Origin of the sequence: Deinococcus roseus (assembly GCF_014646895.1) — a bacterium.
Lineage (GTDB): Bacteria > Deinococcota > Deinococci > Deinococcales > Deinococcaceae > Deinococcus_C > Deinococcus_C roseus.
This window is the reverse complement of the sequence record NZ_BMOD01000014.1, coordinates 40,103-66,319: the sequence shown is the minus strand read 5'-3', so window position 1 is coordinate 66,319 and position 26,217 is coordinate 40,103. Positions and strand designations below refer to the sequence as shown.

The window sequence follows — 26,217 nt, the reverse complement described above, 5'->3', positions numbered from 1 at the left end:
CACACCTAAAAGCTGTTTGGTCATTTGTTCAGACCGTGTAACGGCATCTTTTATAATGCCTGAATGTTGAGCACAACGTATGTTTCCCGCTTCGCCCTCATCACCCTCAGCCTTGCGGTGACCACCGCTCAGGCCGCTCCCCGAATTGGCGAGCATGCAGACCATTATCGTATTGTGTTTGATCTGCCCACCAAAACCACCGTACACACGGCCAGCACCCCCACATCCCTCACCTTCACACTGCCCGGTTTGGCCCTGCCCTCAGAGAACCGCTCCCTGGGCATCCTCAACCTGGGGTACCGGCAAGGGGGCACGCAGATCGTCCTGACGGGAAGCGTGCAAGGCAGCACCGTGAGCACCCTGGACAACACCGAAGAGGGCATGCGCCTGATCATTGACGTTCCCAAAACCGAGGAGAAGGGTGAACCTGTCGAACCCGTGACACCAGCACCCCCACCGCCACCTGTGGCCAAGTCTTCCACCACGCAGCTCAATTCGGCCTGCCTGGACAATGACCTCCCCGTTGTTGCTGCTCCGAAGCCCCCTGCCCTGCTGACCGGACGCATTGGACTGTTCGTGGCTGAACTGGACCCAAAAACCCTGAGGCCCAGCCGTGCAGTGGCTTACAACGCCGACCAGGAATTCCCGCTGGCCAGCTCCTACAAGCAGGTGGTGCTTTACGATATCTTGCAAGACGTGGACGCTGGAAAATACACCCTGGACAGCACCCTCACCACCACCGAAGCCCTGCGCAGCCTGCAGGCTTACCCCGAAGGCTCCAACACCATCCGCCAACTGGCAGACCGTGCCATCCGGCTTTCGGACAACACCGCCAACGACATGCTTCACCACGCCACGGGAATTTTGCATCCCCAGCAAACTGCAGACAACATGGGGCTCTGCAACACCCGACTTCTCCTCACCACCAAAGCCTGGTGGACGGCACAGGCAGGTTTGGGCGGGAAGTATTTCCCCAAAGGCAGCCTGCTTAAAAGCGCACAGGCCTTTGGAAGTGCCAACAGGGCCAGCCAGATCACCATGGCCCAGGATCTGGTGCAAACCTCCATGAAAGTGAACGCCGACAAGTTGCTGGTTGCCCTGGATGGCAAAGAGGGTTATTTCCTGAACCGTTACGATCCCCGCATTGATTTGAACACCCAGAACAAGAGCACCCCCAGGGAGTTCACGGCACTGGTGACCTTGCCTTTCCGGCCAGGAAGGCTCAGCAAAAGCAGCCTGCAGTTCTACAAGAGCACTTACGCCAAAGGGTGTTGCCAGCCTGCCACGCTGCCGTTTCCCGTCAACTACTGGGGATCGAAGAGCGGCTCGGGCTGGAGGCTGCTGGCCCTCACGGGCTATCTGGAGTTGCCGAACGGCAAAAAGTTCGCCTACACTTATTTCAACCACGAGAGCAAAGTTGCCAACTCCGTTTCGGTCAAAGCCCAGGCCCCCACGGTGCTCAAATGGATCACCGAGGCCATTGACTCCCTGAGGTAAAACATGCTCATCCCCCCAGCCTTGCCAGAAGAAGTGTCCCGCACGCACCTGTTGCAGATGATTGCTCAATCATCTGCGAGGCTGGTGGTGCTCAGTGCCCCCACAGGGTACGGAAAAACCACCCTGCTGGCAGCCTGGGCGAGAATGCACCCCCAGAGCACCCTCTGGGTGACGGTGCATCCGGATGGCCACACGGACCACACGCTTTTTGAGGAGCTGCGTGTCCAGCTGCCTGCACTGCAGAACACCAGTCTGCTGGACATCAAGCCTTCCACGGTGGCGCAGGTGCTGCGACAGGTGAGCACCCCCACCTTCATCATTTGTGATCAAGGGTGGACCTTCAAAACCTCAGCCCTCAAATTCCTGGTAGAGTTGGTCTCCCTGCTTGCCCCACAACACAAAATCCTGCTGGCCAGCCACCACACCCACATTGACGGCTTGCAACAACTGGCATTCACCCGTGATTTGCTGGTGCTGGGACCGCAGCAAATGGCGTTCACCCTGCAGGAATGCCAGGAACTGCTGCCCGGTTTCACCGAAGAGGACCGCCGTTACACCCAGGGGTGGTGTTCTTTGATCATGCAGGAGACCGGAATGGGTTTTTACATCGACCCCATGGAGGTGATCACCGACATGATGCAGGGGGTGCAAGACCAGACCCGTCACCAGCTGTTTTTGCATCGACACCTTGCCCCCTGGAATTTTCACGAGCACAAAAGCTGGCTGCAGGAACTTCTTCAAAAAGGCCTGCCCATTTTGCCCACGGTGAGACGCACCTACCAGTTGCATCCCCTGATGGACCAGTGGGTGGAAAAGCACCTCTCTGAAATCAGCATCGAGCCGCCCAGCCGCAGCAACGACCACACCCAGGTTCTGGTGTACCTCAAAGCCCTGCAGGAGCAGAACCTGCATCACAAGGTGATTCAATACTGCGAGCAGCAACTGCGTTCCTGGTACGCCGAGGAGAATTACGACCTGATCCGGACCGTGATTTCAGAAATCCCACCCGAGCGCCTCACCCCAAAATTGCACACCGCACTGGCAGAGGCATACATCGAGACGGGCCGGGCAGGTGAAAGCAAACCCATTTTGCAAAACCTGCAGAATGCCGGGGTGGCCACCTCCCGGACGTACCTGCTGCTGGCCCGGCAGGCCAACCGCAACAACCAGTTCAATGAACTGCGACACATGGCCGAAAAGGCCATCAGTCTGGCCGAAGACGGTTACGACCGCACCCTGGCCCGGCTGCTCATGACCTCGTACTGGATTCGCAGGGATGAGCACGAGACCGCCCTCAAACTCGCCCGGGAATGCCTCGCGGAAGCCAAAATCCTGGGGCACACCGATCTGATTGTGATTGCCCTGGCCCGCCTGTCCTACACCACCCGGTACAGCGGGAACCTGGTGGAAGCCATCCACTCGGCCCGTGAGGCCATCCGGTACGCCACGGAAGCAGGCATCCCCAAACGCATCAGTCAGGTGGTCAACAACCTCGCCGACATGCTCAAAGACCAGGGGGAATACCAGGAGGCCATCGACCACATCGGAAACGCCATTCTGCTTTTTCCAGAGCAGGCCAGCAACACTGTGGTGCCGTATTTGATGGTCACCCGGGGCCTCATTCTTGCGGAACTCAGGCAGTACGAAAGCGCCGTGGAAAATTTCCTCAACGCCAGCAAACGCTTCCGTGCCGCGCACCACTTTGCTTCCTTTTTGATGCCGTACACCTACATGATTTTTTGTCTCTACAAACTGGGCTGGATCGAAAAACTGAACGAGATGTACGATCAGCTGCAAGAAGCCTGGCAGACAGGCCGCCCGGATGACCCCCAGTACACCGAGCCCGAGTCCTACCTGCCGGTCGCAAAGGGCATTTACCTGTACGCCAACGGTCGCACCCAGGAAGCCCTGGAGGCACTCAAACTCCTGCGCTACGAGAAAGCCTACTGGTACGACAGCGTGCTGATCGGACACCTCTTTTTGTGCAAAGTCAAGCATGAACTGTCGCAGGTGACCCAGGAAGACGCAAAAATGCTGGACACCATCTTGCAGAGGCGTGAAGGAAATGCCGCTTTCACGGCCTATGCAGATGGATTTCTGGAGGTGCTCAAGCACTTCATGGTGCAGGGGTGGTGTTCTGACCTGGTCAGGCAAGAACTGATGACCCGGGTGAACACCCGCTCTCCGGTGGTGTACTCCATCCGGATTTCCAGCATGGGCAGCAGGTTGGCCCAGATGACCATCAACGGGACGGTCATCCCCATGTCCACCCAGTCTCCGGTGTTGGCCCTGATTTACCTCAAATTCCATCAGGGCCAGTGGATCACCAGTGAACGCATGGGGGCAGATTTGTGGGAAGGGTTCAAAAACCCCAAAAACAACGTGTTCAATGCCATGAGTGAGCTGCGCAGGCTGCTTTCCGAAAGCGACCCCCTGCTGGAAGGCCTGCTGTCTCCACCCCGCCATCCTCAGGGTTACCTGTTGACGGATCTGTACCCGGTGGACCTCGATGTCATGGAATACCTGTACCTGGAGAACCTGACCCCTGACAGACAAGAGGAACTTCTGGGTCAGTACCCCGGTGAATTCCTGCCCGCCGTGTCCAACAGTTGGGTGCACACCATTCGCCAGAAAGTGGTGTCCCAGCTCAGTGATCTGGCCCTGCGCAAAGCCGGTCAGGCAGGCAGCACTTTTCATGGTTTGATTTACCTTCTCAAGGGTCTCAAGGCGGACCCTCACCACTTTGAAATGGCAACTCAGGCCCTCGGTCTGGCCAGTGCCCTGGGGGTGGTTGAGCTTGCTGAGAAACTCAACAGTTTCATGAGATGGCAGCATGATGATTCAGGCAAAGAAGTTCCCTTGCACCTGTTAAGCATTGATTAAGTGGCCTTTTCGGCGAAGACCGGGCAGCATTTATGTGACACTGCCCGGTCTGTTTTTATTGTGTGGGATGAGATTAAGTGGCAGTTAAGTTCATCCTGTCAAAATAAAATCAAATCCGAAGTCCTGAGTGTGTAAATGATGAAGAGAACGGAAATTCCAGTATCATCGGCGGACATCCAGACCCACCTCACTGAGGGGTCCAGGTGGGAAGCCCTGCATGCCAGGTTCTCTGAAGCCAGGCAAGTGCCGGTCCTCATCCGTCAATTGAAAGACATTCACAACAATGAAATTGCCACAATTCGCCTGTGCATGTGCGAACACCAAATGGACCCCAATCTGGAACGCACCAAAATCCAATTGAAATCCCTGCACCACCCCCTTGCCAGGGCCTACCTGATTTTCATCAACAGCATGACCCCTGACCTGGAACACCACAAACAGGTGGTCGCAACGTACCTTGGCTCCTCCCAGGCCCCCAAAAGCCCCATCGCTGAACTGCTGAAACACCCAGCACATGGATCGCTTGAAATTGAAGCGTGCGCCTTCATGCTTTTTGGGCTGGGGCTCAGCCTGATTCATCTGGGGCGCATCCGTGAAGGAGCTGAATTCCTGCAGAAAGCCCACAGCTTTGCACAGGTGATCTGGATGAACCTGATCAGTCTGGCGGTAGAAATTGAACTGGGCTGCATCGACATGATCCAGCGGGATTATCAAGCCGCCACCCGGAAATTCATTCAGGTGATCCAGCAAGCGAAACACACCCCTGGTGGCCAGGACCTGCAGCACCGCGCAGCCAGCTGCATCCCCTGGGTGCTGGCAAATCCAGAAAGACAGGAGCCCACCATGCCCGGAAAACGCATGCTGGCCTACATCTTGCGGAACCTCCAGGCCCCTGGAAGCACCCAGGGCAGCGCCATGCCCAAGGACCACGACCTGCTCAGGCAGCATTTGGGTCTGGCCAGAGATCTGGGTCGCCAGTTGCAGCAACTCAAAATGAAAGCCATAGAAGACACCGTGCAACTCATCGTGGCGTTGCCCGCACCCCCCATCACCCACACTTTCTCTTACTTGATTTGCACCTGGATCAAGGCCCATGCCCTGATGCACTGTGACAGCACAGAGCAGGCCCTGGCCCTCGTCACCGACGAAGACAAACTTGCCCACCCCCTGTTGCGGGATTGTGAAACCACCCAGGTGGTGCAGGCGCTGATTCAAATGGAAGCCCAGATCATGCTGTGCGGCAGAGAAGTGGTGCTGAAAGATGACAGTTGCGTCCGTCTTGTCCAGCAGTTCCTGCAAGCGCAGTCCACGGAAACGCGCATGGTTCTGGTGGAATTGATTGCGCAGGTGTTTCCCACCTTGCTGGTGTTCCTGCAGCAAGCAGGATGCAACCTGCCTGAAATGAATGCATACCTGAAAGAGCAAGTGATGGTGGTGCATGAAACCCAGGCGATCTACCAGGGCAAGCGGGTGGAGAAGTACAGCGTCATCATTGGAGCCACCTACCACGAACTGTTCGATCTGGAGGTGGACATCAACAGCTGGACCGTCCAGCGCAGGGTGAACCGTCACCAGAATGCCCTCCGCAACCTGCCCACCCATTTTCCCATTGCTTACGAGGCCCTCGCTGGAATGACCCTTGCTTCCCTCCGGTCGGCAGGGGTCTTTCCTCCCGCCAAAGAGTCCTGACTGGCGGAGTTTCCTTCCCCTTGATATTCGTCGGCACACTCCGAGGAACCGCATCTTGTATGCGGTTCAATTGTTTTGAGGTGCAGCCTCAACTAGGGGTTTTCCCCGATGTGCTGGATCATGCATGCGTGCAGGATGGAAAACAGAAGTCTCGCCATCCCCAGCCCGGACAACTTTCTGCGAGCGTCACATTTGAGGTAAACATGTTTGACCCTGGACCCCTGCAAAACTTGATTCACAAACCAGTGCAATTTGCGCGGTTCATGGCTGAAGCAGAAAGCCAGAACCAACTGCCCGAATTGCTGGCAGCCCTTCAGAAACTTGATAAATCCACCATACGAGATGCCAGGATCGCCCGAATTTACCTCAAAATGCAACGCATAGACGAAGCCAAAAACCTCCTGGCCTACCACAGGGATTGCCCCCTGTGCGTTGCCTGGTATGCCGCGATTGTCTCTTACCAGGGCGGCGAACCGCAGATGAAAAGCCTGCTCAAACAATTCACTGCAGACTCCTTTGAGGTGGGGGCGGACACCACCGACATTGAAGCCAAAGCAAGGCTTCACATTGCCCGAGGTGGGGCTTACGTCAACCTCAAAAACCGGGATCAGGCCCGCATGGAACTCGAAAAGGCCATCATGTACTGCGATGCACTGGGGGATGACGCCACCCGCCTGACGGCGCTGTCTGAAATGGCCCGATGTGATTTCCTGCTGGGTCACCAGCAAGAAGCCCTGGACACCTACTGCAACATTGTGACCGTCTCTCCTCCAGGAATGCTGGTGGACTTCGGTTTTGACAGCATCGTGGGTCTTTCCTGGTTGACCAACCGCACCCCAGAATGCTTGAAAGATGCTCCCTGGGCCGCTTACACACTGGATGTGATGCGGCTGAAACGACCAGCGGGACAACAACCGGCTCCGCCGCAAGGTGTGGAAACACCAGATGCTGCTTTGGCCCTGGAAAAACTGCATGAATTGATTTTTGAAGTCAATTTGAACGGGCCTTCGTATTACAGTGAACGCAATTCTGAACGCAAACGCAAACTGATTGCCCTGATTCATGCGATGTACCACAAAAAAACCAATGTGGATGAAGTGTCCAAATTCATTCTGCGCTCAGCGCAAGCCATCAGTTTGTGCATCCAGCAGGACCCCAAAGGTTTGACCCTCGCAGAGGAATCGCTCAGCGCTGAACTGAATCAAATACCCATGGTGGTGATGGCCCACTTTGCCACCATCATCCAGGCCTACGCTTACTTCCCCAACGTGACCACCAGCAGCCTCAACAATGCGCTGCGCACCTTCAAAGGGCAATACCACAACCTGCAAGAAGCAGAGCGAAACTGGCTGCTGTGGTGGGTGGAGAAATTCTGCCCGGTTGCACTGTTTTTGCTCACCGAAATGGACGAACGGCTCAGCCACTACCGCAGTCGATTCCTGTGGGTGTTCCCACGTCAGGCAGTGCTGAATGGTCAGAAGGTCAGTGGCTACCCTTATGAATTTGTCTGTGAAAACCTGGAAGGCATTCTGTCCAGCAGCCTGCATCCAGCAAGCCCCAAACACCGGGTTCAGAACAAGAGGCACAAAGACTTCCTCTCGGGGAAACAGATTTACGTGGTTTATGACAGGATAGTCTCAAGAATGCTTTAACGGGATTTTCGGGGTTTGCGCAAACCAGTGTGTAACCTCAGGATATGAAACCAGTTGCTGCTCGTGTGTTGTTGTCCTGGATGGTATTGTTTGGCTTTTCTTTGACAGTCTCGGCCTGTGGCGCTGTGAATACCCCCGTACCCAACGAGGTGCAAAAGCAGGGACCTTATCCTCCTCAGCACCCCTGTCAGATTTGTTGAAACCCGATTGAAATGCATCCTCCCCTCACCGGGGAGGTTCTTTTTGGCTTAAGGTATTTGTCACTTTTCTCATTTTGTTAAATGCAACACCCTACCGAACCCATTAGGAAATACACCTACTTCCCCAAGGACACAGCAGAAATCACCATTGCCGCCGATCAACAGCTTTAACGAACTGAGTTCTTGACGGTGGAAACTCAAACATTTCAAGTACACTCTTAAACAAGCAAAGATGGACGTGTAGAACACATCCAATCCCATACAACAATCACCCCCTCAAATTCACTGCCCAAAGAGTGTGCCCTGATGACCATGTCCAAAAACCAGGCGGAACCATCATTCCAATGCATCCTCAGCCAAAGTCACCTCTGGGAAACCACCATCAGAAGTCACATCATGGAAGACAAACTGCTTGAACTGCAAATCAAATTGAATCAAATCAAAGACAACGAACTTGCCCTGGTACGGGCCGCCATGTGCCACCACCTGCTCACCCATGACTCCCACACCACCCACCAGATGCTTCAAAACAGCCCCCACCCGCTGGGCCAGGCTTACGACCTGCTGCTCTCCGCCGAAATGGGAAACCGCACCACCCTGATGGAACTGCTGGAAATCTTCACAGCACAAGGACCCAAAAAACCCCATGAGGTGCTGCTGGGCCGCCCCAACATCACTTCCGTGCTGGACCTTGAAGTCTGCCTGTTCCTCTACCTGGGGCTTGCCAAAATCCACCAGCAACTCGGTCACCCTGAAGCCCACGCTGATTGCAAACGCAGGGCCCACACCTACGCAGAAACCCTGGGTGTAAACCTCTTCCTCACCCACTGAAGCCCAGCAGGCAAAAAGAAAAACCAGCATGGACAGAGGCTTCCTCTGTCCTCAAGTTGTTGGTGCCCCCATGGTCTGCACACGCACACTGCACTCATGCAAAGCACGGAACACCTCCAGGCCCTCAACTGCGTGCTGCGCTCCTTCTCCCAGCAGCGCAGGGTTTCCCACCACCACCCGCTTGCATTTCGCTCGGGTGATGGCCACATTCAGCCGGTTCGGCTGGAAGAAAAATTCAGCTTGATCATCCTGGGGCATGCTGGAAGACACCAGTGAAACGAGGACCAGTTCCCGCTCCTGGCCCTGAATGCGTTCCACGGTGTCCACCAGCACAGGCACCTGCCCAAACCTCTGGCGAAGCAACTGCCGGATCAACCTCACCTGCAGCCGGTATGGGGTCACCACCGCCATTTCACGGGCAGGCAGCCCACACTGCAACGCCTCCTCGATGATGCTGCAAACCCAATCTGCCTCCAGAGGTGAACTGGTGGTCTCCACCTGGTGGTACACCTCCACCCACACGCTGGCGTGCTCTGACCCCAGTTCCAGAACGTGCTTCACCGGTGGTTTCAACAGGGGCAACGTGCGGTCCTGAATCCCAGGAAATGACACCAGTTTTCCCCTGTAAAAGGTGTCGCTGGGAAACCGGTTGACCCCATGATTCATCCTGTAGGTGGTGTCCAGCATGGTCCCAGGGCTATGCGAGAACACCGTCTCAAAAACCGACCGTGTGACGGACGGATCCTCGTGTTGTCCCACGATCACCGGAGGCATCTGCTGATGGTCCCCAATCATCACATACCTCCTGGCCCCGAGCATCCCCATGATCGCCACAGGGAGCGACATCTGGGAGGCCTCATCAAAGATCTGCAGGTCGAAGACCACCGGCCTCTTGTGCTCATCGTGGAGGCGCTTGGTGCCTACCGCGAAGCAGGTTGCTCCCACCACCATCCCTCGCCTGTGGGAACCAGCCGCCGCCTGAGCATCCTGCAGGGTCTCGAAGTTTTTGACGTCCACCAGATCATCGGCGTTGTACTTCTGGCCCACCTTAAAGACCCGGACACTGGAGTATTTGTGCTGGCTGTTGAGGCTCTGAATGCGGTTGAGGGCGTTGTTGATGCTGCGGTGGGTGAATCCGGTGACCATCACCATCTCCCCCCGTGAGGCATACCGCAAGGCAATTTCGGCCAGCACGCTGGTCTTCCCAGTCCCAGGTGGTCCCTGGATGACGGTGAGCAAGGGGTTCCCCATGGCGGACCGGTACGCTTGCTGCTGACTCCCATTGAACTCTGGAGGGGGAAACACGAAGGGATCCACGCCAGGGGCAGGCAGGTTCCCGAACAGCACCCGGGAAATCCGGTCCTCGGCTTTCGGGAGGTTCTGGTACTGATCCAGGGCCTTCAAGGTGAAATCCCGCAAATCCACCAGGTCCTGGTCCAGGCACCACACCTCCGGACGGTAATGCCGGGTGAACTGGTCCAGCAGGCCCTTCTGGAAGGCGCGAAGCGTCCAGATGGTCATCGTTCCCACGTCATGGTCGTCTTCCAGGGTGACCGGGACCCGGGCTCCGGTGGGATCACCGGCATTGAGCAGCAAGGCATCCCCCGTGCGAAAACGGGACAGGTTGGTCGTGATTTGCACCCTCAACACACCATCGTTCACACTGCGCAGGCGGAGGTCCGTGACACAGACCCCCTCCTGGATGCGCCTGGCCACCGGGAGTTTCCACAGCGGAGTGAGGGCATCCTTCTGGGCCTGAAATTCGGTTTCGATGAATTGTTTCAATGCCGTCACCAACAGTGTTTTGTCCATGGGATCTCCCTTGAAGGTCTGGTTTCAGTTTAGCACCATAAGAACAATTGTCAATACTGATTCATTCGTATGAGACAGGAAAAAATTCATTATGGAGTGTTTACTAGCGTAAGACGCTATACTCAAAAAGTGGAATGGATGCACCAACTCTTCAAGCTGCAAAACAGACTCAGGAAACACGCAGTGTGGCGGCATCCGGAGGACCAGGCGTGGACAGGAAACCACGCAGAGCACCCGCGCTTCCTGGCGGTGGTGGAAGACGTAACAGAATTTCATGCCTATTGGGAGGAAAGCCAGCGGCTTGCTCGCAAATTGAAACGCAAAGGGCTCAGCACCCGCTGGGTGCCCGTGTTTTTGGATGAAGTGTGGGTGTACGCCACCCTGCAGCAGTCCCAGGCCCTGAAAACCCAGCTTTTCACGGGTGGCCCCCACACCCTCAGCATCCCTGGTCAATTTCCTGAGGGTGAAATGCTGGACGCTTTGCATCGGGACATCGAAAGGATTCGAGAACACTTCCCGGAACTGAACGCTGAAATTCAGTCCAACGCCCCAGGCTCCGGTGGCCACAGCTTCACCTTCACCACCCCAACCCCCCTCACCCTGAGGCTCTCGGAGGGCAGGCGATTTCGCATGTACGCCCGAACCGTCAACCGAGGCACCCACAAAGACCTCAAAGTGGGAGCCATAGTCATCCGAGGTCTGCAGCAGGACGTGCAAGTCAGCCGCCCCAGGATTCCCAGGGCCGACCAGAAACAACTCCTGTTCACTGTGGGACCCCTCAGTTTCTACAGGTGAACACAGCCCAGAAGCTCATTGGGGCAAGAAGGCACGTCTCCAACTCAGGTCAGGTCTCCACCCCTTGAACTTTTCTGGAATCACCACCCGGGCCTGCTCAATTGCGTGTGCAACCACCTGCAAATCAGGCTGCACCTGCCCAGAAATCTTGACCGCCCAGAAGTCCAACGCAACATTCAACATGTCATTTTGACCTCTGGCATGCACAATGAAAGGCTCCTGGAGTTGCTCACTGAAGATGCGCACCACGGCCTGCATTTCGATTTTGTTCATCTGCACCACTTTGCCCCGTACCACCACCTGATTGATGGGGTCCCCCTCAGGGTAAGCCTGGATGCGGAAAGGGCGACTGAGGTGGTTGTGCACCCTTCCATCCCGGTGGGTGTGCAGGAAGTATTGCACTTTCAACCTGCACTCCAGGCGATGCAGCAGCTTCTGCTGCAGTTTCAGAGACACAGGTGTGCGCAGGAACAACCCAGTACCATCGTCAGCGTCAAGGTGCAAATAAGCCCCGTTGTCCCCAATGATCACTGTGGGATGCCCGGTGAGAATCAATAGAGACGTGCAGGGTTCCGCTTCCATGGTGCATTCAGTTTAAAGGAACTTCTCCGGCTGGGATCTGAATGCACCGCACAGGTGTTTCGCTTTGCTGATGGTCTGCAGTGATCCCCAGTGGGCTTATTGCGCACGCACAACAGCCGAATGACGCTGTTGAACGGATTTCCCTTGCAAAACATGGCCACGCTCCAGAAAACGAAGTTCCTGCAGGTGGATCTTGTTGCCCAGTTCCGTCAATTCGGAAAGTAAACGCTGCACCTCTGCATCCTCCACTGCCAGCCCTGACATGATCTGTGGCAGCCGGGCAAGATGAAAGTGGTTTCGGATCATCCTCTCCTGTGCTCTGGGACCGTAATTCAAGAAGGCCTTCAGGGACCGGGTGGGTGGCCCGGCCAGGGTGCACAGCATCTTCCAGCGGTCTGCGGGCTGTTCCGGGGACAGCACCACCTTCATGAAGGTTGGCAGGTGTTTTTCGGTGCAGCGTTTCAGCACCTTCCGTTGAAGATCATGCAGTTTTTGCACCCACTTCTGGTGCTGCAAATGATCCTTCAGAGGAACCAGACGCACCAGGGTCAGGGTGAGGCCTTGACCCTGGGTGATGCGGTTCGCTGGAATGTGCACCACCGTGAAGGTGAGGCTGCAGGTCGGGCAGAGGATCTGGTGCTGGGTTTTCCCGGCTGGATCCGTGAGGCTGTGAACGGTGTGCTTTCCGCATGGGCATAAGTAATGGCGGTTGAATGTGGTGGTGTCGTGCTGCATTTCAGAGTCAGGGTAAGGCAAAAAGTCACACCTTGCCTCCGGGTTTTCCCTGATGTCTATCTGGGCAGATCCCGGTGGTCTGCACCCGATTGTGGTCGCTGAGGGGAATCTGAAGTACAATGGATCATCAGCAGAATTCAACACTCTGTTTTGTGTTTTGACATAATGAAAGAGCCCTTTCACCCTTGAGGAAAACATGTTTCGATCCATCCCAAACGTCCCAATTCCCCTCCAGAAAGCCCAGCAACAACTCGGGCTTTACCTGCTGCTGGAAATGCAAAGCCAGGGAGACACGCTCCACAGCCTGGCCCACGACACCAAATTATGCCCAGAAATGCTCAGGCAGCTCGTGCACGGCCAGCACCCCCTGAAAGCAGAGCACGCCATCAAACTTGCACACCACTGGCAGATCAGCCCAGAAACCCTGATCCACTGGCAGCAGGACATTGACAGCCTGATGGTCTCAGCCCAACCCCTGGATCTCTCTGTCTGAACTTCAGAACTGTCTGGCAATGCCCGAAAGGGTGTTCCCCTGACAGGTGGCCTGCAGCCCGGTGTCCACCAGCTGGTAGGACTCGCAGCCCAGCAAAGACAGCACCTCCAAAGGCAGCCAGACACTTCCATAGACCAGCGCAGGGGCCGACTTCAAGGCCACCATGCGGTCTTTCAGCACCACGTAACCCGCGCCCAGGGTGAAATTCACCGGGTCCCCTTTGTAAAGCAGGCGGTACTCCCCGCCCCCCAGATCGTCCAGAAACACCCGGTAATTGGGGGTCAGGTGCGTCTGGGTGATGAAGTACCCCAGTTCAAAATACTGGCTGCCACGCGGGGGCACATAAGGCGGGGGTGGCGGAGGAGGGGGCGGTGTGTCCAGCAGATCCGCAAAGCAAGGCAACTCTGCGAGGGTCTTGCGGGTGCCTTCCAGCTTGAAGGTGTAGGTGAACTGCTCCTGATTGTAATTGCTGAGCCGCACCAGGAAAGTTCCCGCATCCTTGAAGGCAGGAATGAACAACGGCACATCCAGCAAAGACAGGGTGCCAGCGGTCCCCTTGGGGGTGGGCCGCAAATTGAGCTTCTGGGCTGGTTGCTGGTCGAGACGGTACAGCATGGGGATGCTGCCCTCGGTCTTCAAGAATTCCGTGTTGCTGACCATTACGATGGGCCGGTTGTCGTTGCAGGACAGGAAAACTTGCGCTTTCTGGGTGGTGTCCCAGACACTGGCTGTCTTGATCACCTCGTCGGTGAACGGGTCGGTTTCGGAGGTCAGGGTCCAGGGTGCGGCCAGCGCCGGGGAACACAACAGGAGCAGGGTGGGCCTGAGCAAACGCATGCTTCACGGTAGCACCTGCTGTCCCCTCGGGCCAGTCCCTGAGGGGGTGTCGCTCAGGCCACTGGACGGATTTCGCACCCCGGCAGCCGCCAACGGGAAGCCTGCAGGAGGGCAAAATCAGGAATGAAAACCCACAGCCTGACACCTCTTTCGTGGTCGTAGGTTTCCAGCCAGGTGCCTTTGACGTCTTCAGGGTCTTCACGGCAGGCCTCGGCCCACCAGGCGAGGGCGGCTTGCTGGGCGGCCTGCAGGCTGGGGTAGTTTCCGAGGGGACTGCGGTGTTTGCGGACCACGTGAACGATGAACATCACTGTCTTGATTATGTTGCCTGCGTACTCAAGAATCAAGGTTCTCGAACCAAAAGGATGTCCACAGATCAATCCTCCAGAGCCTGATCGTTGCCCCCCACCCAAACCTTGCCTTCAAACACCTTTTCCATCACCTCTTCCTCCGTCGAAAGCACCTCAGGACGCAAAACCCGCCATCTGGCAAGCAAAACTTCAGGGTCAATCACAGCCATGAGGTCCTCATGCAAACGAAACCCATGCCGAATGCCCTGATCTGACGGCTCCCGGATGGGGGACAAAAAGAGCTTCATCAATTCCCGCAGCGCAGCAAAATCCGAAGTTCGGGCTTGCCAGAAGGCTTCAAACGCCACCCTGTCCCCATGCTCTCGCCAGTGCAGCAAAAAACGGGCAGCATGCTCCGACTGCAGGAAACCCGGCTCCTTCGACTCCACCTGAATGCGTGTGGCCAGCTCAGTGCAGGCCATTTTCAGCACAGAGTCCAGCAACGCAACCCCCCGGTCTCCCAGTTCCCTGGTCCGCACAACCATCCGATTCAGGAACAGCGTTTGAAAAAACACGCTTTGTTTGCCTGCATGGAGGGCTTTGAGCAGAGCAGGAGAGTTCTGGTCCTCTGATCCTTTCTGAAACAACCGCACCCACACCAACACCAGACCATCAAAAATGCCCTTGTCTGCATCCCTGACCCTCAGTTCGGCCTCCATCGACACCAGCGCTTCGGTGAGGGCCAAAACGAACGCCTCATCCTGCCAGGACAGGTGGTGCTGCAATCCCTGCAAGGCGTCCGTCAGACGCTCACCGTCAAGCAGGTTCAGCACATCATCCCGGATGGACTGCCCGGCAGCAAACAAAGCACGCATCTGGTCGAGTTCACTCTTGCGCACGTCTTCCTTCCGGATGCCAAACATGAAGTACCGGTGGAAGAAATGCGGATGGCTCAACCGGAACTGCTGAAACAGCACCTGCAGGCTCAGGCCTGCAGCAGAGGGACGCAAAAAGATCTCAGAATCAAACAAAGGCAGTTTCTCAATGCCCTTGCGGTCCAGAGGAAACAGCAACCAGAGCACCTTGCCCATCCATGTTTTGTCGGTGGCTTCCTCCAACATGGCGGTGAAAGCGGCCTGCCGCTGGCTGGTCAACAGCTGAGCATAGACGATGTTTGTGAAGGGATAGCTGCGCTCCAAGAAGGCATTGTAGGCCCTGGGTTCATGCACCCTGAGGGCCTCAAGCAGCATCAAATCCATCACGCTGATTTCAAACCCACTGGAGGTCTTGAAGCGCAGGGCGTAAAACCCCACATTGTTCAGGAAGCGTTTGGTGCGCCGCACGTTGGTCAGCTGCTGCTGCAGAACCGCATCGTAAACCTCCCGCACGCCCCTCAACTGTTTGGGATCCTCTCCCAGCAGCTTTTGTGCTTCTTGCAGGAAGTACCGCTTTAGGTGTTCTGAGTCGGGTTCTGGCAAGGTCAAGGTCACCTGGAACATCTTTTCCAGGTAAATCCGACCACTCTGGCCCGCCTCTTGGAGTAGGCTTTCCACCATTTCCCGATCAAAGAAAGACAGGTAGGTCACATTGGGGAAATCCCCATTGGCCTTGATGATCTGCAGAACCTTCTTCAATTCTGCCTTGTCGAGACGGTCCAGGTCATCAAAGCACACCACCAGCTGACCCTGGAGTTTCTGCATGGCCGCTGACAACTCTTGTTTGACTTCCTCCAGGGTTTTGTCGGTGCTGGCTTTCAGGGTCAGAATTTGGTTGTTGATGGCGGTGCTGCGAAACCGGAACACCAGAAACCACAACAAGACCAGAAGCAGGCCTGCGAACAGCCACACCATCCAGGTGCCCCGGGTGGCCACGGCAGCTGCCGTCAGGGCGCCTGACAGGGCAGCCAGCACCACATTCAGGCGCACCAGGTCCTCAAAGAAACCGCTGTAATTCAACTTTGCAGCGTAAACGCTCAGAGACCGTAAAAGCTTGCGGTCCCCCATGATGCCGGACTGCGTGATTTTGCGGTCGATTTCCCGAAAGAACACGGTTTGCAAGTCCTCATTGCCAGACCAGTGCCAGGGGTTGAATTCCAGGTAGATGATTTTCCCCTGATCGATTTCAGGCCTCAGGTGCTGGAGCATCAGGTTTTTGACGGAGGTTTTCCCTTCCCCCAAGGCGGCGCACACTGCGACAGACAGTCCCGGATGGCCGTGGTTGTGTTTCAAGGTGGCGGCGAGGGCCTGAGCGAACTCGCCCCGCTGCAGCAGGTCTTCTTCCAGTGAACCAATCGGGTGATCGTGGTTGAACGGTCGGGTCACAGCATGCACCTCACAGGCAAAAAAGAGGAACGACGGCTGCCCTCAGGGATTGGTGTGGAAGAGCACCGACGTGCCTTTCTCGGCATGCTCCAGAAAGAACTGCGGCCCCTGTTTGCGGATCTTGTAGCCCTCTTTGAATTCCGGAAAAACAGCGACCACTGGAGTGTTTTCCTCACACTCCAGGCACTTCAGGTAGTAGCCATACTTGCCCCACAGCATCTCCAGCTTTGTGCTCTGACACTTCCGGCATTGCTTCAAGAAACCTTGAATGGGAGGAACGACAGGAACAGCAGGCTTTCTTTCAGCAGCAACTGGCTTTGGTGCACCTGGCACCAGAGGGGTGTGGTGGGACAGCAGCATCTGGCTGAAGTCCTGCAGGTTTCCTTCCCCCAGGTCCTGGTAGGTTTTGAGGGTGAACAGGGCTTTCGCGGTTTTGCGGTTCTGCAGGATGCGGTTTTTCACTTCATCCACAATCGCCTCAGCCTTCAACACCCCATCCGGGCGGTGCTTCCCGGAGATCAGGCCGTTGTCGCTGATGGCAATGAGAATCCCACTCTGGAACTCGCTGGCTTTGATGGGACCGAGCATCTGCATCCTGCGGGTGATCAGGGTGGGGATTTTTTCGTCCATGAAGCGGTTGAACAGCTCCAGTTGCCTTTCCGCCTGCTTGATGGGAGAAGGCATGCCTTGAAAGCGGCCCTCCCATTTTCGTGCCCACTCCCCGTGCTCATTGATTGAGACTTCACTGGTGACACTTTTGGACTCCACAATGATCCAGCCGTAAGTGTGCAGGATCAGGTGGTCCATCTGGGCCACATTGCCCCCAAGCTCAATCCTCAGTCCGTTCAGCACGAAAACCTGTTTGTCGTCACCGAAAGCCCGCTGCAGGTAGTAGGCCATCTGTTGCTCGGCCTTCAGGCCAGCGGCTTCAAACTTGTCTTTCGGGGTGGGGGCATCGGAATTCTTGACGATCATGCCCCCAGTTTATGCGACTGAGCGCGGGAAATGGCCCCAAAAGCAGCTGCACTGAACCTGGGGTAAACCCTTACTCGAAGTGAGTGATCAGGCCTGGAAGACCCTTTTGTTCACTCAGGCCTGCAGACCTGATGCTTTTCCTGACCCTGCTTCTGGTGTGTGATGGAAAGCCCCAAGGATCAGACACACGGCACCCCCGGCCAGCACTGCCCAGCCATACTGCATCTGGATGATGGGGTCATGGATGTCCTCCCGCACCCACAACTTCTGGAAGTCCTGGTGTTTCACGTACAAAAGCAGCCCTGCGAGGGCTCCGGGGACCAGCAGGTACGTGTGCCAGCGCAAAGCGGAGAGGCACAACCCCAGCACCCCAAGGAGGATGAACCACCATCCGTTTCCCTGTCCGTTGTTGAAGAGGTTCAGGCTTCCCATCAGGGGCACCTGCACCGCAGGCAAGAACACCCCGAAGATCAACATCACACTGCCCAGCACTCCCAGATGCTTCATGTGTTCACCTTAGCACGACCCACCTTCAGTTGCTGGCCCACAGGACCTCCTTTTTGATTGATGGGCGGGCACCTGCTGACCTCTATGGGATCACGCAGCAAATATCTGTCTATAGGAATATAAATTATTGATACTACAAGAGTATAATTTATAATAAAGGAGAAACATGCCCCCCAACACCGAAACCAGCGTGTCCGTTCGGGCCGCCAAAATCTTGCAGGCCGTCAAAGAAAAACCCGACCACCACACCATCAAAAGCCTCGCCGAGCACCTCCACGAAGACTACCAGAAGGTGCAAAAGCCCATTCAGCAACTGATGGAAGCCAAATTCCTCAGCTGGAACGGAGACAAACTCATGCCCCACCACCCCCCGAAAGCCCGCCTGGATGATCTGGCCCCCGCCATGGAACGCATGTACCTGCCCTACAAACCGAATTACAAGCTGCCCCGTCCCAGACCCGAGCATGAATTCATCCGGTTCAGTGAACCTGCCCACCCGGTGGCCAGCCAGCATCAGGAACCCTTATCTGAGGCCCCCACGCACGGCTTTGAGGTGCTGATTCGCGGGAACCCCACCGGCCTTTTCACCTGGCCTTACCAGCCGTTCTTCAGACACGAGGACCTGGTGCACCTGCATGTCCCCTGCAAGCGTGGCCCCTTGAGCCCTCCAGAGACGTTGCTGGTGCAGGCCTGGGATCTGGATGTGGTGCTGCGCCCCCTGCCGTGGCTGTGAAGCAAACCTGCCCTGAATCAGGACAAACCTGCCCTGAAATGCCTTTGCGGCAGCCTGATTTGTCCGGTCCTGACCGCACCCCTGGACTAAAATGACACCAGAGGGAAACATGACCGACCCCACCCTGCACCAAAAACTGCTGGCCTTGCCCCCAGGATCCCCTGAGATGGTGAAACTGGGTGATGCCCTGAGTGCCACGCAACTCAAAACCCTCAAAGACCACGGCATTCCCATCCGCTGGTCCCCCATGGGGCCCACCTACACCCTGATTGAATTTGAGCAAGAAGCACGCCACCACCTGACACCGTGACCCCTCGCTTCACAGATTCTGGAGCCCAGGGTCTGCTTTCAATGCTCCAGTTCGTCATCCCGGTCGTCCCGGTCTCCTAGCCTGCGGTAAGAGTTTGCCAGTTTCCTGAGCATCCGACTGGTCCTCGGGAATTGCCCTTGCAGCACATCCGCATCCCGCAGATGCCGTGCCTTCAGAGCATGCTCCTGAGCCCCTGCTTCACGGTGGGCTTTTTTGATCAGCCCCCTCTGGTCCTGGCGGCCCACCAAAACCCCTTTATCAAAATCCTCACTGGCCAGCTCCTCAATGAGATGACGAACCGCCTCAGGAGGCCAGATGTCCTCGCTGTCACAGTGCGACACCACCCACCCCACTTCCTCCAGCGCATCACACCCCAAGGCAGCGCAAGCAGCCAACGCCCGGGGTGCCCACTGCACCAGCGTGAGGGTCAATCCTTTGCCTGAAAGGCCCAGGTCCGGGCCATGCTGGAAAGAAGAAACCAAGTTGTAGGCCGCCCACCAGCGTTTCCTCTGGGCCTCCACATCAGGACTGTTGGCATCCACGGGCGTCAGGTAGACCTGCATCACTACAGCGAAGAAGTCCGGTCTGGCCACCATCCACTGGTGCAGGTGCGCAGGGGATTGGCCAGGCACCGTGAAAAACGGCATGAGTTTCCATTCGATTTCAGCAAGCTGAAAAGCCGTGATTTCCCGGTCGTTTTGCAGGTGCTCAAAGATCACCTTCAGGTGATGCCAGAGCATCTCCCCAGAAAACCTTTCATGCAGGTTTTCCTTGCGGATGGCCTGCTCCATGACCTCCAGAATCAAAGCAGTCCGCACGGGCAGCAGTTCCTCATGCATCAGCCGATGACCGATGGCATCCAATGCAAACCAGGGGCGGTTCTGCTCCAGCAGGCATTTCACTGCATGCTCCATGTCTTCCACCCGGTTCACCAGCAGGTCAGGAAGGGTCTCCCAGTACCTTTTCTCCAGTTCAGGACCGATCGCCTGCAGGCGTTGCCAGGTGCTGGCATCCCGGGTCAGGGGCAAAAAGAAATTCAGCAAGGCTTCCACAGGCAAAACCGGAATCAGCCCTTCCAGCATGGGGTCGGCCCAGGGCCAGCCTTGCACCGCGAACCTGTGGGTGATGAACCCCTGCGCGAACTCCACCCAGACCTGCTGGTCGCTTCCCAGGGTGGTTTCCAGCAGCACGTCTTCCTGAGTGACCACACCTGGCACATGAACCGCCTGAATGCCCAGCCTGTTGGCGTGGTACGGCTCCAGGTGAAGGGCAAAGTCAAGGAGGCCTTTCAGTCCGTCCTGCGTGAAGATCTCCTCTATGGCCTGGATTTGCAACCGATGCAAAGCCTCCAGATAAGGCCTGTAGGGGGATTCTGGCATTCCGGCAATCTGAGGACATTTTTGGAACAACCACAGGTGCCGGTCCTTCAGCACAGGAGGAACCAATGCATGCAGGCGCTCACTGAGGATGGTCTGGGGTTCTGCGGTGTTCAGCCATGGGTCGTCGTGAAATGAAGCCGCCTGATGCAGCAGACTTCTGACTTCACCCCACACCACTGCCAGATCCTGTGAGGACAGCTGTTGTGGATTCAGTTTTTGCAGGGCCTGCAGGACCCTGGATTGTGGCTCTCCCCGAAGGGCACGCACTTTTTGCAAAAGGGACTTCCAGAGGAATGCGCTGGGTTCCCTGTTGGCGTCTTTCAAGAGGACGTCCAGGCTGGTGTTGAACAGCAACATGTACTCTTCAGGACCTTCAGTGTGTTCAAAGCCGTGAAGCCAGTGCCGCCAGGTGGGTTTGTGGGTCCCAAAGACCAGAGACCCATTCAAGGTGGGAAGTTGCCGCAGGTAAAGCTTCTGGGCTGTTCTGCGGTATTTTTCTTGCTGGTGCAGCCCAGCCATCACCTTCAGTCGCTCTTTCGCAGAAGCAGTGGTTTGGGCACAACCAGGATTGAACACCACAGAGAGCGTTTCACGAGGGCTTTTCCCGGTGGACCTTGTGGCCTCTGGGTTGATGACCGTTAAATCAGAGAGGATGCGAGTGACCTGCGCCAGGTGCGTGGGGCTCCAGGCCAGCATCTCCAGGGTGAACATCATGGCCACATGAGGGCTGTTGCCCCATGCATCCGGCTGAAAGGTTTCCAGCAATGCCGAAGTGTGTTTTTGCGCAGCATCCAGGAAGGCATCTGGGGCAGCTTCGGCCAGTTCTGACAGGACATCGCTCAGAGAAGCCCAGCGTTTCCAGTCCGCGTCCTTCAGCAGGGTGCGCACACTCTGCTCCACAAGGTCCCCACCATCTTTGCGGGAGTGCCCACTCCAGTCCCAAGCCCCCATCACCGCGAGGGCTTCTGCCATGCCCGTGCGCAGCCGATCCGAGTGGGTCAATTGGCGTTCCAGCACGGCAGCGAGAGGTCGATCATCTGGTGTGAGGTCATACTTGGGATCCTGTTCCCCCAGCACGTCCAGCAGCGCATGGTGAAAGGTTGTGAGTTGGGACTGCGTGACATGCCGACACAGCAATGCCCAGGCGTCTTCCAGCGACACCAGTTGCCAGACGGAGTCCGCCTTGAGAATGGGGGCATCGTCCACATTCAGCCAGTGGACGAGTCGTTCTTGCAAAGATTCAGCGTCTTTGCGGGCCAGCTTGGTGATGACCTGGGTGTCTGCCTCGTGGTCTTCATCCCAGCTGCCCACCAGCATCAGTGGAATCAAATCGGCAGCTGCAGCATCAGACCACACGGGTCGGGCCAGACTTGAACGGTCAGTCACCAGCATGCGGTGCAACACAGGAACCCTGCCCCGGGAGTGCGTCAAGAGGTGGGTGGCTTCATACCCAGGAATGCCCAATTGCTCCAGGGCCTTTTCAGCCAATTGCTGATTCAGCACAGGAAGAACCACGGTGTCCGAGGTGGCCTCACCGGATCTTCCGAGCGGCAGGAACACATGGTGGCCGTTCTCTGTGGCCTGATGGACGTGCCTCCGGTCCTCAAACTCTGGAATCAGAACCATGGGGGAATTCGGGGTGCGTTGCACCTGATTCCACACTTGCGTGTCTGAAACCTGAAGGGCACGGGCCAGATCAGGGTCTGCCTTATCACCTTCTCGAAGCAGCACGGCGGCCAGAAACATGGTGGCTTCTTCACGTGTTTCTGCCTTCACGGCCAGCACCCCTGCATCTCCTTGCAGCCACTGCAGGACCCGCTGGGCTTGCTGTTCCCGACCTGCCAGCAGCAGTTCCGGAGTGAAGGCAGGCCGGGTGCTTTTGGCCCACTTGTTCCACAGGCCCTCCAGGTCCTCCACGTGAGGGGGCCGGAGGCCGATCAGGTGAGAGACCCAGACATGCAGGGCAGGGTGCCGCTCCAGCCAGTCCTGAAGGTCATCTGCATCGTAGGCTTCAAGGTCTTTCCAGGGATAATCTGGATTTTTTTCTTCTTTCTTCTTTTCCACCCAGGTTTTTCTGCGGTTCCAGCTGCGCAGGTTCACGTGCACAAAAGTCAGGTGGTCGCGGTCTGGATGATCCTCCTCAAAGGACCGCTTGACATAATCCCTCTGTGCTTTGTCTCCTGGATCTTTATCGGTGCTGAGTTCCCACACAGAGCGACCTGCAGGCACTTTGTCATTTCCAGTGGCCCCTTCCACCTCGCCATCCCAGCCGCCTGTGCTGGTGCCTTTTCCGGCAGGGAAATGCAGTTTCGTCAAGTGGGGTTCACTGGCGTGAATCAAACGCCGGATGATGCGGGGAAGCTCATGGGCAGCGTCAGGGTGCTCGGCGTAGTGGTTCAGGTCGGTGGCTGTGGCGTAAAGGGCTGCTGGCATGCTGTTCTCATTTTACAACCCTGCTGGCATTCTGTTTGAGACAAAATGCATGGGGAACGAAACTGCCAGGGAAAGACGGACCACTGAATCCCCCAAAACAGTCAATACTCCGCAGGCAAAAGAAGAACCTTTGCCATCGTTTGTGGATCAGCAAAACTGTCTGGATTTCGATCTGCAACTTTGATTTTTGGGCATGCCAAGGCGTCACGCATCACCGGTCAGTGGATCTTCGTGTCCAGGCGAGGTCTCACCTCACCCATGATCTTCAGAGGCGTTCTGAGGGGAGGGTGGTGTTCGAGGCAGCCAGGAGGGGAGCAGTCTACTCACCACCGCGTGCAGCAGATGGACCAGCAACTCCAGGGCACGCTGGAAGCTTTTTGGGCCGTGTTTTCCTGCCAGTTTCAGCACCTGTAGGACAAAATTCGTCCACTGCCAGGTGATCAGGGTGATGCCAGCCAGGGAGAACACAATCCACAGCAGGTGTTGGGTTTCCATCAGAGGGATCCTTTCATATGGGCATGTTTGTGAGAACCACCTGTGGCCCTGAGGGTTGGTGGTGCCCAGAAGCATCATAGCCAAAATCTGATCAAGATTCATCAATTTTCCTCTAAAATAATACCTATACTGAGTTCAAAGATGCTTTGACGGAAAAAAGAATACATGCTATGTTTGAGACACAGCAAATAAGGAGAATTATGGGACTGCGTGAACAACTCAACGAACACAAACTGAAAATCCTGGAATTCCTGCGCAACAAAACCACCTCCAGCGGAGCCTACAGCGTCCGCCCTCCCCAAAACATCAAAGAAGCCTTCGATTACCTGGTGGACTCCAGAGGCACCAACGTCAGCCTCGAAATCACCCAGCTGCTCATCAAAGAACTCCACCAGGAAATCGGCATGGACCCCCGAGATCCCCTCAGCTCCGCCCGCAAAATCCCAGACCGCATCAGCGAAGTGCTGCGTGGCCATGAGATGGTCATCACCGACATTCCCGAAGCCCTCGCCCCATTCGGCTACCAGACCTTCGCTGACGTGGTCAACCCAGAACGCTCCCTGGAACGCATCACCACCCGCCTGATTGAGCACATCAGCACCGCCTACCACGTCCACAAAACCTGGCTGCTCACCGGCAGTGGCGGTTACAACCCACCCTCACCCGCTGGAGACAGCCTGCACGACCTGATCGAAGACCTGGTGATCAACCTGCTGGAAGAACGCAACCCCTCCCTGGTGTTCTTCCACGCAGCTGAACCCCGCGTGCGCAACCAGCATGCAGTGCTGGTGATGGTGAAATTCAAGAACTTCACTGTGCCAAACGACACGGGCCTCACCCACCACCGCGTGTACGGCCCTTACACCCTGCGCACCAAAGGCGACCGCCACCAACTGGAACTCACCCGCATCCTGCAGCAAGTCCTGGCCTTCCATCACGAACTCAGAGACCAGGCCAAACGCCTGAACCCCGGATCCATCACCTCCTTTGAGATCAGCAAAGACACCCTGGACCACTACCTGCACGGCCACCTTCACTCCACCGACCTGACGGGCCTCGGCACCCCCAGCACCTTCCAGGACCTGCTGGAAGACGGCACAGAGAGTGATTTTGTTGCCGCAAGACGCGACGTGAAAGTGCAATACCAGGGGCTGCTGTCTTACCTCTCCAGCCACAGCATCCGGAAAGAGGACCCCAGCACCGCCTTTGCCATCCGGGCCGTCAACAACGAACTGCCCCACCAGGCCTGGGAAACCCGCCACCGCAAACTGTACTTCCAGGACCCCACCAAAAATGAATGGCTGATGGTGTTCCAGGACCGCTGGGATGTCGCGTTGCCCGGCAACCAGGAACCCAAAATCTACCGTGCCCTCACCCTGCAAGGCGAACCTGCCGTGCTGGAATTGCGCGGGGTGACCTCCAAAGGACCCGCGTTTGAACGGCACTACCCCTACCCCAGGCAAGCCTACCCCGACACCTGGGGCAACTGGTACCCCGGGGAATTCGGCTGGCTGAGCGAACAGGAACACCAACTGGCCTTGCAGAACAACCCCCCCAAACCCCGCCCCGTGGACCCTGAAGAAATCCTGGAAGAGGACGACTGACGTTTGATTTGCCTGATGCAGCTCTGACGGAAAAAGAATGTGTCATGGCAGGCAGGTGCAAGCTGGCCACTGAAACCAATGGAAACCCACTCTGACAGAGGAATGCAGCAATGCACTCCTCTGTCACCTTTGGCAGGCCTCAGAGGCTCACACTGAAGGGTCAGGCGGATCCTGCTGGGATGAGAGCGCTGAACGCAAAAATGAAGGCAGCAGGTGCTGCACCACCGTCCGGAGCAGCTGCATCAGCTGACCCAGGGCGTACTGGAAGCTTTTCGGACCATGCTCACCGGCCATTTTGAGCACCCTCAGGGTGAAATTCAGCACCTGCTGGGTGAACAGGTAGAAGGCAACGAGGAACAGGGCGGGCCACAACAAGTTTTGGGTGTCCATGGGGTTTCCTTTCATGACAACACCTCCCCGGCAGGCTGTGAGGCAGCCCGCAAAGGTGAAGTCCAAACGAGAATTCCTGGGGTGGAGCAGAACCAAACACGTCCTGCAGGGATGTGCAAAGAATAGCGCAGGCCAAAAGCCTGCGCAGTCAAAAATTTCTCTTTGCTTTCTTTCAGCTTACAACCCCTGTCAAGCTCCTGTTCGTTTTGCCTGTGAATGCTGTCCCAGACGAAATCAGGGCTTCAGGGCGTAATTCCAGCGGAAGGCAGGCTTTCCTTGTTCAAAGGCGCTGGTGAGCACCAGGTTTTGCCCTTTCTGCTGGATGGCATTCCGGTCCAGGGTGCCCCAGGTGCTGCTGAAATGCGCGATTTGCCCACGGTTCTGGCAGGCAAAAATGAATTTCACTTGCCGGTCCCAGAACAGGGCCATGCTCACCGTGTCCTGCGCATACATCCCCTTTGCGGCCCACTTCTGGGACGAAGGATCCCCCACGAAGAGCAGGTTCTGGATGCCTTTTTCATCCTGCCAGCCTGCCGAGAACTGCTCACAGCCCCCTTCGTTGCGGAGGATCACCCGGGTGGTCACCGCGTACTGGGTGAAGCTCAACCCTGCCTTCAGGGCCTCGGCGTAACTGAGGGGGGGTATGGGGGGAACCCCCTGGGCATTGCAGCCCGACAGCAAAACACCCAGAAATAAAAATGAAGCAACATTGATTTTCATGGAACGATGGTAACACCCCACCATCATCAGGGCTGGACAAATTCCGGAGCACCA

22 protein-coding genes are annotated in these 26,217 nt (G+C 56.6%); 10 read left to right on the top strand and 12 right to left on the bottom strand.

Annotated elements, in window-relative coordinates; all coding sequences use genetic code 11:
- The first annotated feature begins 63 nt into the window (after positions 1-63).
- The 5 genes from IEY52_RS16515 to IEY52_RS16495 all read left to right on the top strand — a co-directional run bounded on the left by IEY52_RS16515 (position 64) and on the right by IEY52_RS16495 (position 8,752).
- Positions 64-1,497 (top strand): serine hydrolase, encoded by a 1,434-nt coding sequence (locus IEY52_RS16515; protein WP_189004349.1) that lies wholly within the window; start codon positions 64-66, stop codon positions 1,495-1,497.
- A 3-nt stretch (positions 1,498-1,500) separates the two neighbouring features.
- The gene (locus IEY52_RS16510; RefSeq protein WP_189004347.1) at positions 1,501-4,380 is read left to right on the top strand and encodes an AAA family ATPase; all 2,880 of its coding nucleotides are present in this window, start codon (positions 1,501-1,503) and stop codon (positions 4,378-4,380) included.
- 309 nt (positions 4,381-4,689) lie between these two features.
- Positions 4,690-6,069, top strand: a complete 1,380-nt coding sequence (locus IEY52_RS16505; protein WP_189004345.1) for a hypothetical protein — start codon at positions 4,690-4,692, stop codon at positions 6,067-6,069.
- A 263-nt stretch (positions 6,070-6,332) separates the two neighbouring features.
- Complete coding sequence (locus tag IEY52_RS16500; protein ID WP_189004343.1) at positions 6,333-7,721, top strand: hypothetical protein; 1,389 nt, start codon at positions 6,333-6,335, stop codon at positions 7,719-7,721.
- Positions 7,722-8,317: 596 nt separating this feature from the next.
- Positions 8,318-8,752 (top strand): hypothetical protein, encoded by a 435-nt coding sequence (locus IEY52_RS16495; protein ID WP_189004341.1) that lies wholly within the window; start codon positions 8,318-8,320, stop codon positions 8,750-8,752.
- Between the two features lie 51 nt (positions 8,753-8,803).
- On the opposite strand, the gene IEY52_RS16490 is transcribed toward IEY52_RS16495, so the two are convergent.
- Positions 8,804-10,564, bottom strand: coding sequence for an AAA domain-containing protein (locus tag IEY52_RS16490; RefSeq protein WP_189004339.1), 1,761 nt, complete (start codon positions 10,562-10,564; stop codon positions 8,804-8,806).
- A gap of 129 nt (positions 10,565-10,693) precedes the next feature.
- On the opposite strand from IEY52_RS16490, the gene IEY52_RS16485 reads away from it, so the two are divergent.
- Entirely contained in the window at positions 10,694-11,359 is a 666-nt protein-coding gene (locus IEY52_RS16485; protein ID WP_189004337.1) for a hypothetical protein, read from the top strand.
- A 15-nt stretch (positions 11,360-11,374) separates the two neighbouring features.
- Here the strand turns inward: IEY52_RS16485 and IEY52_RS16480 are convergent, their stop codons facing one another.
- Both IEY52_RS16480 and IEY52_RS16475 read right to left on the bottom strand, forming a co-directional pair.
- A complete protein-coding gene (locus tag IEY52_RS16480) occupies positions 11,375-11,941 on the bottom strand; it encodes a hypothetical protein (RefSeq protein WP_189004335.1) in 567 nt (188 codons plus the stop codon).
- Between the two features lie 96 nt (positions 11,942-12,037).
- The gene (locus IEY52_RS16475; protein WP_189004333.1) at positions 12,038-12,676 is read right to left on the bottom strand and encodes a hypothetical protein; all 639 of its coding nucleotides are present in this window, start codon (positions 12,674-12,676) and stop codon (positions 12,038-12,040) included.
- A gap of 196 nt (positions 12,677-12,872) precedes the next feature.
- On the opposite strand from IEY52_RS16475, the gene IEY52_RS16470 reads away from it, so the two are divergent.
- The gene (locus IEY52_RS16470) at positions 12,873-13,169 is read left to right on the top strand and encodes a hypothetical protein (protein WP_189004331.1); all 297 of its coding nucleotides are present in this window, start codon (positions 12,873-12,875) and stop codon (positions 13,167-13,169) included.
- 3 nt (positions 13,170-13,172) lie between these two features.
- Here the strand turns inward: IEY52_RS16470 and IEY52_RS16465 are convergent, their stop codons facing one another.
- The 5 genes from IEY52_RS16465 to IEY52_RS16445 all read right to left on the bottom strand — a co-directional run bounded on the left by IEY52_RS16465 (position 13,173) and on the right by IEY52_RS16445 (position 18,099).
- Positions 13,173-14,006: a hypothetical protein gene (locus tag IEY52_RS16465; RefSeq protein WP_189004329.1), complete on the bottom strand. Its 834-nt coding sequence runs from the start codon at positions 14,004-14,006 to the stop codon at positions 13,173-13,175.
- Positions 14,007-14,059: 53 nt separating this feature from the next.
- Positions 14,060-14,314 (bottom strand): hypothetical protein, encoded by a 255-nt coding sequence (locus IEY52_RS16460; protein WP_189004326.1) that lies wholly within the window; start codon positions 14,312-14,314, stop codon positions 14,060-14,062.
- A gap of 68 nt (positions 14,315-14,382) precedes the next feature.
- On the bottom strand, positions 14,383-16,617 hold the full coding sequence (locus IEY52_RS16455) for a KAP family P-loop NTPase fold protein (protein ID WP_189004324.1): 2,235 nt from the start codon (positions 16,615-16,617) through the stop codon (positions 14,383-14,385).
- A 42-nt stretch (positions 16,618-16,659) separates the two neighbouring features.
- Positions 16,660-17,592 carry a nuclease-related domain-containing protein gene (locus IEY52_RS16450; RefSeq protein ID WP_189004322.1) on the bottom strand — a complete coding sequence of 311 codons (933 nt, stop codon included), beginning with the start codon at positions 17,590-17,592 and terminating at the stop codon, positions 16,660-16,662.
- A 114-nt stretch (positions 17,593-17,706) separates the two neighbouring features.
- Entirely contained in the window at positions 17,707-18,099 is a 393-nt protein-coding gene (locus IEY52_RS16445) for a hypothetical protein (protein WP_189004320.1), read from the bottom strand.
- Between the two features lie 166 nt (positions 18,100-18,265).
- On the opposite strand from IEY52_RS16445, the gene IEY52_RS16440 reads away from it, so the two are divergent.
- Positions 18,266-18,832, top strand: a complete 567-nt coding sequence (locus tag IEY52_RS16440) for a hypothetical protein (RefSeq protein WP_189004317.1) — start codon at positions 18,266-18,268, stop codon at positions 18,830-18,832.
- A 109-nt stretch (positions 18,833-18,941) separates the two neighbouring features.
- Positions 18,942-19,142 (top strand): hypothetical protein, encoded by a 201-nt coding sequence (locus IEY52_RS16435; RefSeq protein WP_189004315.1) that lies wholly within the window; start codon positions 18,942-18,944, stop codon positions 19,140-19,142.
- 38 nt (positions 19,143-19,180) lie between these two features.
- Here the strand turns inward: IEY52_RS16435 and IEY52_RS16430 are convergent, their stop codons facing one another.
- Both IEY52_RS16430 and IEY52_RS16425 read right to left on the bottom strand, forming a co-directional pair.
- On the bottom strand, positions 19,181-22,954 hold the full coding sequence (locus tag IEY52_RS16430; RefSeq protein WP_189004312.1) for a hypothetical protein: 3,774 nt from the start codon (positions 22,952-22,954) through the stop codon (positions 19,181-19,183).
- Positions 22,955-23,206: 252 nt separating this feature from the next.
- Complete coding sequence (locus IEY52_RS16425; protein WP_189004310.1) at positions 23,207-23,449, bottom strand: hypothetical protein; 243 nt, start codon at positions 23,447-23,449, stop codon at positions 23,207-23,209.
- A 200-nt stretch (positions 23,450-23,649) separates the two neighbouring features.
- Between IEY52_RS16425 and IEY52_RS16420 the strand changes: the two genes are divergently transcribed.
- Positions 23,650-25,053 carry a hypothetical protein gene (locus IEY52_RS16420; protein ID WP_189004307.1) on the top strand — a complete coding sequence of 468 codons (1,404 nt, stop codon included), beginning with the start codon at positions 23,650-23,652 and terminating at the stop codon, positions 25,051-25,053.
- A gap of 147 nt (positions 25,054-25,200) precedes the next feature.
- Here the strand turns inward: IEY52_RS16420 and IEY52_RS16415 are convergent, their stop codons facing one another.
- Both IEY52_RS16415 and IEY52_RS16410 read right to left on the bottom strand, forming a co-directional pair.
- Positions 25,201-25,443: a hypothetical protein gene (locus tag IEY52_RS16415; protein WP_189004305.1), complete on the bottom strand. Its 243-nt coding sequence runs from the start codon at positions 25,441-25,443 to the stop codon at positions 25,201-25,203.
- 234 nt (positions 25,444-25,677) lie between these two features.
- The gene (locus IEY52_RS16410) at positions 25,678-26,163 is read right to left on the bottom strand and encodes a hypothetical protein (RefSeq protein WP_189004303.1); all 486 of its coding nucleotides are present in this window, start codon (positions 26,161-26,163) and stop codon (positions 25,678-25,680) included.
- Positions 26,164-26,217: the final 54 nt, after the last annotated feature.